The 9,992-nt window shown below is 70.9% G+C and carries 4 protein-coding genes; all 4 read right to left on the minus strand.

Annotated elements, in window-relative coordinates:
• Nucleotides 1-45: 45 nt before the first annotated feature.
• Entirely contained in the window at nt 46-1,131 is a 1,086-nt protein-coding gene (locus tag ABS735_RS23905) for a DEAD/DEAH box helicase (RefSeq protein WP_373900524.1), read from the minus strand.
• On the minus strand, nt 1,128-2,990 hold the full coding sequence (drmB, locus tag ABS735_RS23910) for a DrmB family protein (protein ID WP_373900523.1): 1,863 nt from the start codon (nt 2,988-2,990) through the stop codon (nt 1,128-1,130). The genes ABS735_RS23905 and drmB overlap by 4 nt, the downstream gene beginning before the upstream one ends.
• Nucleotides 2,987-6,124 carry a helicase-related protein gene (locus ABS735_RS23915; protein ID WP_373900522.1) on the minus strand — a complete coding sequence of 1,046 codons (3,138 nt, stop codon included), beginning with the start codon at nt 6,122-6,124 and terminating at the stop codon, nt 2,987-2,989. The genes drmB and ABS735_RS23915 overlap by 4 nt, the downstream gene beginning before the upstream one ends.
• A 98-nt stretch (nt 6,125-6,222) precedes the next feature.
• On the minus strand, nt 6,223-9,891 hold the full coding sequence (locus ABS735_RS23920; protein ID WP_373900521.1) for a sigma-70 family RNA polymerase sigma factor: 3,669 nt from the start codon (nt 9,889-9,891) through the stop codon (nt 6,223-6,225).
• Nucleotides 9,892-9,992 lie beyond the last annotated feature (101 nt).

Genomic DNA, 9,992 nt, shown 5'->3' on the forward strand with positions numbered 1-9,992 from the left:
ATTAGTGAAACCGGGCGATCACCATCCCCCTGGCCAGGAGGACCGTCAGCCCCGCATCAGGTCGCCTCTGCCCACCTGGGCGAGCAGTGGGGGTTCCGAGTCCCCTTCGTAGCCGAGATGGAGTTCACGCCGTGCGCGGGTCGCGAGTACGTAGTACGTCATGCGCAGGGCCGCCGAAGTGGGGTCAACGGCCGCGTCCGTGTGGGTGTCTGGGACGACGACGGTGTCGAAGCCCAGCCCCTTTGCGCTGGCCCGGTGGACGATGACGATGCCGGGGCGGCCGAGGTCGAGATTGCGGTACTGGCCTCCCTTGGCGTCCGACGTGTACAGCTGGGGCTTCAGCCGTGGCGCCCGGCGCGACAGGCTGCCCAGCAGGGAGAACTGGGTGTGCTTGGAGTTGACGATCACACCGATGGTCTCTCGGGGGTGCCGCTCGGCGAGCAGCGCAAGCAGATCGGCCGCACCCCGCTCGGGGAACCGGTGCAGCCGCGGTGGCGGGCCCTGCCGGTCGGGCAGGACCGGCGTACCGGCCCCCGTTCGGAAATGAGCGGCGAAGGACGCGATCTGTTCCGTGTTGCGATGATTCCCGTCGAGGGCGTGGCGTGCGCAACGGCCGAGTCTTCCGGCGATCTCGTCGAGGGTGGAGTGCGTGTCGGTGAGACGCTGGCATTCGTCCGCGAAGACCGTGAGGCGGGCGCCGAGCATCCGGCAGAGCCGGTAGAACTCGGGTGGCAGGTCTTGGCCCTCGTCGACGACGAGGGTGAGGCCCGGCACAGGGCCGGTGTCGGCCGCCCGTTCGAACAGCGCGCTCCAGTCATACCAACCGTCCGCGGTACTTGGAGCCTTGCCGCCGTACCACTGGGCGAGCCAGGCGTGTGCCGTCGTGACCCGCACGCTCCGGTCGGTGGGGGCCAGGGCGTGGACCGTCGCGGCCAGCGACTGCCGGAGCAGATTGGAGCGGGTGAGCAGTGCGACGGGGGTACCGGTGAGGCTGAGCATGACGGCACGCTGAGCGGCCAGGAGGCTCTTGCCGCTGCCTGGTGGGCCGCTGACCAGGTGGTTGCCGTCGAAGGGAAGACCGTCGAGACCGGCCCGCTGATCGGGAGTGAGGTCGAGGTAGGTGAGGGTCATGGCTTCTCCATCGCGTCTGCCGCGGCGGCCCGGGCGGCGGTGACGATTGGCTCCAGATAACCGGGCACGTGCTCGCCGCCGACGACGAGGGCCCGGTCCAGGAGGGTGTTTCCGGTCTCACAGCTGGTCTCCGGCAGCAGCGCGCAGGCGTGGCAGGCCGCGCGGTTGAGGTTGCCGAAGCCCTGGCCCGTGTGTTCGGAGCACAGCGGATCGGCCGAACACCATGCGGCGGCCTCCGTCATGCGCAGCAGTGTCTCGGCGAGCCGTGGCGGCTCGCCCTGGCGCACGAGTCCGCCGAGGGTGCCCTCGGCGTCCCCGGCCGCGGTGTAGACGAGGATGCCGTATTGGTCCTGCTCAGGGCGGGCGTAGACGCGCTCGCGCAGGCTCGCGGTTGTGTAGCCGGATTCGAAGGACAGCTGGCGGATCAGCAGGTGCGCGAGCGTGTGGAGGAGGACGAATCGGGGCGCGAGGTCTGGGCCGGTGAGGGCTTCCAGACGATCCCGTTGGAACGAACGGTCCAGGTCGGCCCGCATACCGCTCACGCGTCTCCGCACCTCCCCGTGCGCCTCCCAGCTCGCGAGTTCGGCCCGGTCCAGGGTGAGAAAGATCCCCTCGCCGAACACCTCCACCGCCGGCAGCCACTTGAGCCGGCGGGCGGTGTCGGCCGGTACGACCGTCGCATCCGGGGAGACCCTCGTGAAGCCGGACAGGGCGCGCACCTCGCGGAGCCGGTCGGCGAGGACGACCCTGCCGAAGCGGCGGCCGAGCGTGGCCCACGGGTCGTCGCTCTCCCCTGCCAGGCCGAGGGTGGTCTCCCGCAACGCGAAGTCCCGGGTGGCGGGCGGGGTGGGAGCGGTGAAGGCGGCCCACTCCTCACGGCTGAGATCGGGACGGGCCGGTCCGGTCTGCGGGTCGGACGACGACGCGACCGGGGAGGGCTGGGACTCCCCCGTCTCCTCCGCGATCAGCGCGTCCAGGAGGACGTCGTCGGCACCGCTGTCCTCCTGGATCATCGTGCGGAACGCGGCGGCCCGCGGCGTCGCCGCTACCCGACACAGGGGCACCCACAGGTCGTGCTCCCGAACCTTTGCCACGACGGCCTCGTCACCGTGAGCCGCCGGCACGTCGGTCTCGGGGATGTCGAGGGCCGAGTGCACGATCGGGTAATACAGGTTGCCGGCCGTGCGCTGCACGATCTGTACCGGCCGGGGGCATTCCACCCGCTCGTTCGTCCGCTGCCACGGGTTGCGTCCCGAGCAGCGCATGCCATGTGTACCGAGGATGTCGAGCAGGTCCCGGGAGGCGCCGCAGCCCTTGGCGGTGCAGGTCACGGAGAGCGCCTCGAGGCCGGAGGCCCGCTCCGAGACCAGGAACCTCAGCCTGTCCCGCTCCTCACAGCGTCGCCGTTCACCCGCGTCGCGTCGCGAGTGGGCCCAGAACCACCAGTCGACGTCGCTGAGGTGGCCGGCCTGGCAGATCTGTACGAACCGCATGGGCGCCAGCGTCCGGGCCGGCGAGCAGGAGGGGCAGCGCGGTGGCTGACCGGGCTTCTCGTCGGCGATCCGCCAGCGCTTCATCCGCCGGCAGGACCCGCAGAACAGCCAGGACGGGAAGCGGATGTACGGCGCTCCGGGCGCGTCCGGGACGTCGAAGCGGTCGTTCGCGGTGGCCGGGGCGGCGTAGAACCCGGTGACACCCAGGCGGGAGGCGAGACGGGCGGACTCGACCCGCTGCCTGCCCCTGGGAGGCCAGTCTCCGATGCCGGTGGCGACGAAGGACTCACCCTGGATGTCGAAGACGGCTCCGACACCGAACGGCACCACCGTCTGCGACTGCCGTACCCGCAGTGTGCGGCTCACAGGTCCGCTCCCTTCACCGTCACCTGGCACTCCCGGTCCACGTTGCGCATGGAGTTCGGTGTCTCCCAGAGGCCGTAGTTCTGTTCGAAGCTCTTGATCAGGTTGGACTGGCCCTTGCCCTGGCTGCGGTAGTACAGCTCGCGGCCGTCCTTGTGGGCCTGCCTGGCTGCGTCCTCCCAGTCGGCGATCAGGCCCGCGAGCTCCGCCCGCACCTCGTCGCCGACGCCGGGTTCGGCGGCCACGGCACGCGCGACCAACTCCTCGGCGAGCGCTTCCACCTCGGGGATGCGGTCCAGGATCTGGCCGGCCTGGTTCTCGGTGGCGAGTCCGAGCCGGTGCCGGACGAGGACGACCAGTGCGGCGTGCAGGGCCCGTCGGCGGGAGGGCACCGACCAGGGGGTGACACTGGTGGGCTCCACGTGCCGGTACAAGGACCGGTGGTACACATCGAAGGTCTCGTAGTGCGAACGGTCCCGGGGCCGGGTCGCGTTGAAGAACGTCACGACGAGGCCGGGCACGGTGTGCCGGCCCACCCGGCTGGTGGCCTGGATGTACTCGGCGGTCGTCTTGGGCTGCCCCTGCATCAACATCAGCGCGAGCCTCTTGACGTCCACGCCGACGGACAGCATGTTCGTGCAGGGCAGGAAGGACACTGACTGCGGGTCGTCCCAGTTCTTCTCCAACCGGTCCAGCAGCACGGGCTGTTCGGCCCGCGGGAGGTTGCTGGTCAGTTCCTGAACCTGGTGGTCCGGCAGAGCCCGAACGCCCTTGCCCGTGTCGTGTCCGGCGAGCTGGGCGGGAATGTCGTCGGCCGCGGCCGTGACCGTGCGGCCGAGCTCCCGCAGACTGTGGTGATAGGCGACCAGCGTCCAGTAGGCGTCGCGGTGCTCCAGGGGAAGTTCCCACGCCCCTTGGAGAAGCGCGGCGGCGGTGGCCACGGCGGCACGGCCGGCCGTGTGCCCCTGGGCCATGACACCGAGGTAGCGGCGGCCGGGCCTGGAGGTGTCGGGTTCGGCGAAGTAGGAGTGGCGGGCGTCGAGACCGGCCGGCGGGAAGAGCTGGACGCTCCCGCCGTACAGTGCGCGGACCTGCTCCCCGGAGCGGCGGATGGTCGCGGTGGACGCGACGACCTTGGGGCCGGTGCCGTCAGGCCCGACGCACAGCCCGAGGACGGCCGACTCGTACAGTCCGACGGTGGTGCCAAGCGGGCCGGTGAGCAGGTGCAGCTCGTCCTGGATGACGAGCGAGGGAGGCAGGTTTCCCGCGCCGGTTCCGCTACCCGCTCCGAACAGCCTGCCCGCCCGCGGTTCCCAGGCGAGCCGGGCGAACTTGTCCACGGTCCCCAGGACGAACGTCGGCGGCCTGTCGTAGAGATGCTCGTCCACGACGGCGACGGGCAGTTCGTCGTGGAAGACGCACTCACGCCTCGGGCAGAAGAAGGCGAAGGAGTCGGCGGTGGCGCGTACCCCGTAGTCACCCGCGTCGGGTGACTTGTGGGCGGGCAGGATGCGCGTGCCGCACCAGGGGCAGCGGTCGAGGATGAAGATGTCGTCGGGCCGGGCGGCCTGGCGCGCGTTCTCGTAGGCGGTGCGGGCCTTGTCGTACGTGTTCGGGGTGGTGGTCTCGCCCACCCACAGCCCGATGGAGAACGGTTCGGTTCCGTACACCGCCGGTTCGGCTCGGCGCAGCGTCTCGAGTGCGCAGACGGTGGTGGCGGCGCGCTGGAACTGCTGGGTGGTGAGCAGGCTGAGCGTGTAGCGGCTGAGTACGGCCGTGCCCCCGCCGTCCGGTTCCCGTCGCCGCAGCACCATGGTGAAGGCGGCCAGAAGCAGATACGCCTCGGTCTTGCCACCGCCGGTGGGGAACCAGATCAGGTCGGTCACGGCCCGGTCCGGATGGTGCGGATCGGCCGTGCCGTCCACGGCGAGCAGGAAGAACGCCAGCTGGAAGGGGCGCCAAGTGGCTCCCTGATACGGCTCCGGGTCCGGCGGCACGGCCTCGCGAGGCGAGCGCCGGGTACCCGCGAGATCGGCTGCGGAGTGGCGCATCTGCAGGGCCATGGCGCGGTTGGCGGCGCGGAAGGCGTGCAGCAATTCGGGGCGGCGCGGGTCGCAGAGGGTACGGACACCCGACTCGATGCGGGTGACGGCCGCGCCGATACGGTCGAGGACCCGGGCGGCGGCCGCGCGTCCCCATTCGGGAACGTCCTCGTTCAGCTGGCCCACGTACCAGGCCCGGTAGTGCGCGGCGAACTCGGCCAGCTCCTCGCGCAGCTGCTCCACCGGTACGGCGGGATCGGCGAGGTGGAGGAGATCGAGCACCGGGGAGCCGCTGAGCCCTGCGGCCCGTACGCCGGTGACTTCGGCCTCCGGCATGACGGCCGCGCTCAGCTCGGTCACCTGCTCCCCGGCGTTGTCGCGCCGCTCCGCCACCGCGCATCCGTGGCCGACGGCGTGGGTGCGGACGTGACGGTACTGGAGGCGGAGTTCCTGCTCCTCCGGGTCGCGGCTGGCCAGACGAACGCTGGGGTACTGGAGCACCCTGCCGTCCACGGGCCGGGCCCGCAGCTCCACCTGGAACAGCATTCGGTCCCAGTGGGCCGACTTGCCGAGTTCGGGTTGGTGGCGGGCGGAGTTCACCAGGGCGACGGTGATGAGCCTGCCGGTGCCGAACGTCCGGTGCCGAACGCGGATTTCGGCCCGGCCGTCCAGGACCGTGACCTGACCAAGCTCCGGGCCGAGCCGGTGTGTCTCGGCCGGCAGCGGGATCCGCTGCCAGCTCCGGCCCCGCTCACTCGTCCCGGCCCTGGTCTCGTAGCGCGCGGCGGAGCAGTCGACCTCCACGGTGTCCGCGTCGGTGTAGAAGCTGAACCCGAGGGAGGAGGGCAGCCAGGAGTTGGATTCCGGGACAGGGTCGGAGGCAGGCGCGGTGTCCTCGGCCCGGGTCTCCGTACCGGCACCCTCCAGCTCCTCGGCGGCCGCCTCCAACTGACGCTGGAGATCGGCTTCCTGCGGATAGAGGGTTCCCATGAGGTACTGCCGGTCGGGCGGGGCGTCGAGTGTCTCGTGTGCGCCTTCGGCCGGGCCGACGAGCTGCCGCCGGAGGTAGGAGACGAGTTCCTGTCGGGGATCCATGGTGTTCCTGGTGATGTCGAGTCCGTGAGGTGCTCGGACGAAGAGAAGGTGAGGGTGGTAGGCGGGGGCGGAGGTGGCGCTGAACGGGCGGTGACGACTCAGGTACGGCGCCAGCGGTCCCGGAGCGAGGTGCGGCCCGAAGCCGCTTCCTGCGCTGCGGCCAGCTGCCCCTGTGCGTCGCCGAGTTGTGTCTGCAGGTCGCTGAGCTGTGTCTGCAGATCGGTGATGCGCAGCCAGGCGTTGTGCTCGCTCTGCGCGATCCGCTGGGCCGCCTCCTGCTCGGCTTCCTCGGCGCGCCGGCGGGCCGCCTGGACGAACAGGTCCCGCTGAGCGACCGCCGCCTCGGCGTCCCGCAGCCGCGCCTCGATCTCGGCGACACGCAGCTGGGCGCCCTGGCGGTACTCCTCCCGTGCCGACTTCGCGGCCCGCTCCCGCTGTTCGGCGGCGTCCTCTGCCGCCCGCAGCCGGGTCTCCAGCTCGGCGGCCCGGGTTCCGGCGGCGCGCTCCCGCTCGGCAGCGACCGTCTCGGCGTCCCTCAGGCGGGACTCCAGCTCCCTGATCCGGGCCTCGGCGCCCTCACGGTAGTCGTACAGCCGCCGCTCCAGCTCATGCGCCCGCTGCTCCCCGTCCGACGCGTCAAGGGCGACTTCCTCCGCGAGTTCGGCCCTGCGCAGCAACGCCGCGCAGGCCTCGCGGTGCCGTTCCTCCAGCTCCGCGACGTGTGCCTCGGCCTGGCGCCGCACGTGCGCGGCATGCCGTTCCCGTGCGCGGTCCGCCCGGTGCAGCAGTTCCTCTTCGAGCGCGTCGAGTTGTCGCTCGGCCTCCGCGCGGACCGCGGCCACGCGCTCGTCGGCGGCGTCGCGAACCTCGTTCAGCCGTCGCTCGTGTTCTTGCGTGAGCGTCGCGAGCGCCGTCTCGTGCCTAGCACCGGCATCGGTGTCGGACTCGGCGCCTGCGCCGACGGCGGCCTTGGCCTTGGCTTCGGCTTCGGCTTCGGCTTCGGCTTCGGCTTCGGCTTCGGCTTCGGCTTCGGCCGTAGCTTCGACGAGTGAGGACTCGACAACGACCGGAGGCTGACCGACCGAGACGGATTCGGCCGAGGAGGTTGCCGGACGTCCGGCGACGAACTCCCGCAAGGCCGCACGGACGGCGGCTCGCGACTCGGCCCGCACCAGCGGTCTCGAGGCCAGATAGGTCCGGGGAGTCGCCCCGGCCAACGCGGCGACAGGTCGCTCGAAGAAGTGCTCGGGCCGCAGGCCAGCGTCCTTGACGGCGTCGAGAACCGCCTTCAGGACTTCAAGTGCCTTGACCACAGACCGGTCGAGCACCCCCCGCTGCCGCGCGGACCGCACGACGGCATCCGTCACGGAGGGCCCGAGCAGTACGGTCAACTGCAGATGCCCGAGAGCCAGCAGAGCGTACTCGGCGAGCCAGGAGACTCCCCCGCCCAGCGGCGGCTGTGTCAGCGTCAGGGCCTTGTCCCAGTCGGCGGTGGCCTGAGGCGCCGTAGTGGTGGCGTCGCTCTCCACCACGACCGGCGCCGCCTCGGCCTTGTCGGCTTCGCTCTCCGATTCCTGAGCCTGGGCGGAAACGCGTGTCTGTTCCGGCTCTTCCGCCGCCCGGTCACCGGAGGACGCGGCGGCGAGCAACTCCCGCAGGCTGTCGCGGACAGCCAGTCGCGACTCACGGTTCACCAGCGGCCTGGCCGCGAGGTAGCTGCGGGGTGTCGCCCCTCGCAGGGCTTCGGCGGGGCGGTCGAAGAAGTCCTCCGGTCGCTGTCCGGCTTCCACCAGGGCGTCAAGCACCCGGCGCAGCACCTCCAGCGCGGTCAGCACCGGACGCGAAAGATGTCCGTGCCCTGGGGCGTCCCGCACCACCATGTCGGCAGCCGCCTGCCCCAACAGCGCGGCCAGGCCATCGTCTCCCAGCGCCGCTCGCGCGTAGTCGGCGAGCCAGGAGACCTGGTCCACGGGTGCTCCCGCCATCCGGCAGGCGCGCTCCCAGTCGGCGGCGATCGTCTTCGAAGCCCCGGCCTCAGCGGCTTCGCCGACCTCCGCGACGACCTGGTCCCGGCCGCTCCCCTCGGCGACGGTAGTCGACACGTCGGCGGCTTCCTCCCTCTCCCCCGCTACCGGGGTCTGCAGCGAGGCCTCCGCCACCCGCTCCGTCTCCGGCAGCTGTCCTTGCTGCTGTTCCCGCTCCCGGTCGGCCCGGGCCAGGCGCTCCGCCCTGGCCTTGCGAAGGGCGAACCGAGCCCGGGCTGTGCGGGCCGCGTGGGTGGCGCGGACGTACCGTGCCGCTCTCTTGGCCTCGGCCGCCCGCTCCGCCGCGCGCTCGGCCTCCTCGCACAGGGCGTCCAGACCGACGAGGCCCGCCGCTCGCACCCGCACCCGCAGCACAGGGCGCGTCTTGACCTCGATCTGCCGGATCCGCTCCCGTGTGACGCCGAACTCGCGTCCGAGGTCGTCCAGGGTCGAAGGTTCGTCCCCGTCCAGGCCGAGCCGCCGCACGAGGATCCGCGCCTCACGCTCGGTGAACGTGTCCACCACGTCCATGACGGCCTCGGTGAACAGGGCACCGATCACCTGCCGGTCGACCGACGGCAGGAGGTGCGTCCGCGCCACAAAGTCCCCCAGGGTCGCGCCGTCACCGATGACGCGGTCCAGGGAGTCGGTACGACGGGTGAGGCGCCGTATCTCCTCCACCTTCTGTAGGGTCATGTCACACCGCACCGCGACGTCGGCAGCGCTCGCGTACCGTCCCTCGGCGGCCAGAGTGCGTTCGGCCCTGGCCACCTTGCGCATCTGTTCGTGCATGTGCACGGGGATCCGGATCAACGCGCCCTCGTCCGCGATGGCCCGGGTGATGGACTGCCGGATCCACCAGGTGGCGTAGGTGGAGAACTTGTTGCCCATGGTCGGGTCGAACTTCCGCGTGGCCCGCATCAACCCGAGTACGCCGTGCTGCACCAGGTCGTCGTAGTCGAGCCCCTGTTCCAGATGCGGACGCACCAGGGAGTGCACGAGCCGCACGTTGTGAAGGACCAGACAGTCGCGGGCCCGGACTCGGACATCGTCGCGCGGCAGCGCCTTGAGCTCCTCCTCGCCGGGTTCGTGCGCGATCCGTTCCACTCCGCCCCGCAGGAGTGCGGTCAGCCCCACCTCGGCCTCGGCACTCAACAGCCGCCTGTGCGCGTTGCGTTCGAACCGGTCGGCTTCCAGCACAGCCCGGGCGGCTGCCAGCGCGTCGGCAAGGTCGCCCTCCGGCGCGACGGCGGCGTTGTCGGCCGTCGGCGCCGCAGGGGTTTCCCGGAGCTCGTCGGACGTCCCGGCATTCCCCGTCGCGTCAGCGTCCACACTATCCGCAACAGGTCGCACGCTGGCCCCTGCCCGCAGCGCCGCAGCCTCGCGGGCATCAAGCCCTGCCAGTCGAATTACGCCCTCGACGACCCGGGACGTCAGGTCTCCATTGGCGTCCTCGTAGCGGGAGAGCAGCGCCTGAGCGAGCAGGACACGCGAGGTCACATTTTTTTCACGTACGCATACAACCTTTTCACCATCAGGCGAGTCGACCTCCACGTGCATATGCAATTCCCGCACCAGGAGGCCCATCCTGGCCAGCTCGGCACGCAACCGAGCCCGTTCGGCGTCACTCAGGCCAAGCGCGTGCGCCTCCTGGGCAAACTCGCGCTCCGGCACCACACCGCCGACCGCGACAAGCCGCAGCCGCTTGAGCAGCTCGCTCAGCGCGGCCGTGGACACGGACATGTCGAACTCCCTCACCATGTGATGCCTCACGATCCCAATCCCTTGAACGCAAGCGAGTCTACGCATCTCTGTTGACAGCATCAACGAGTTCACGACATAAA

The sequence above is a fragment of the Streptomyces sp. MMCC 100 genome, from assembly GCF_041538145.2.
Lineage (GTDB): Bacteria > Actinomycetota > Actinomycetes > Streptomycetales > Streptomycetaceae > Streptomyces.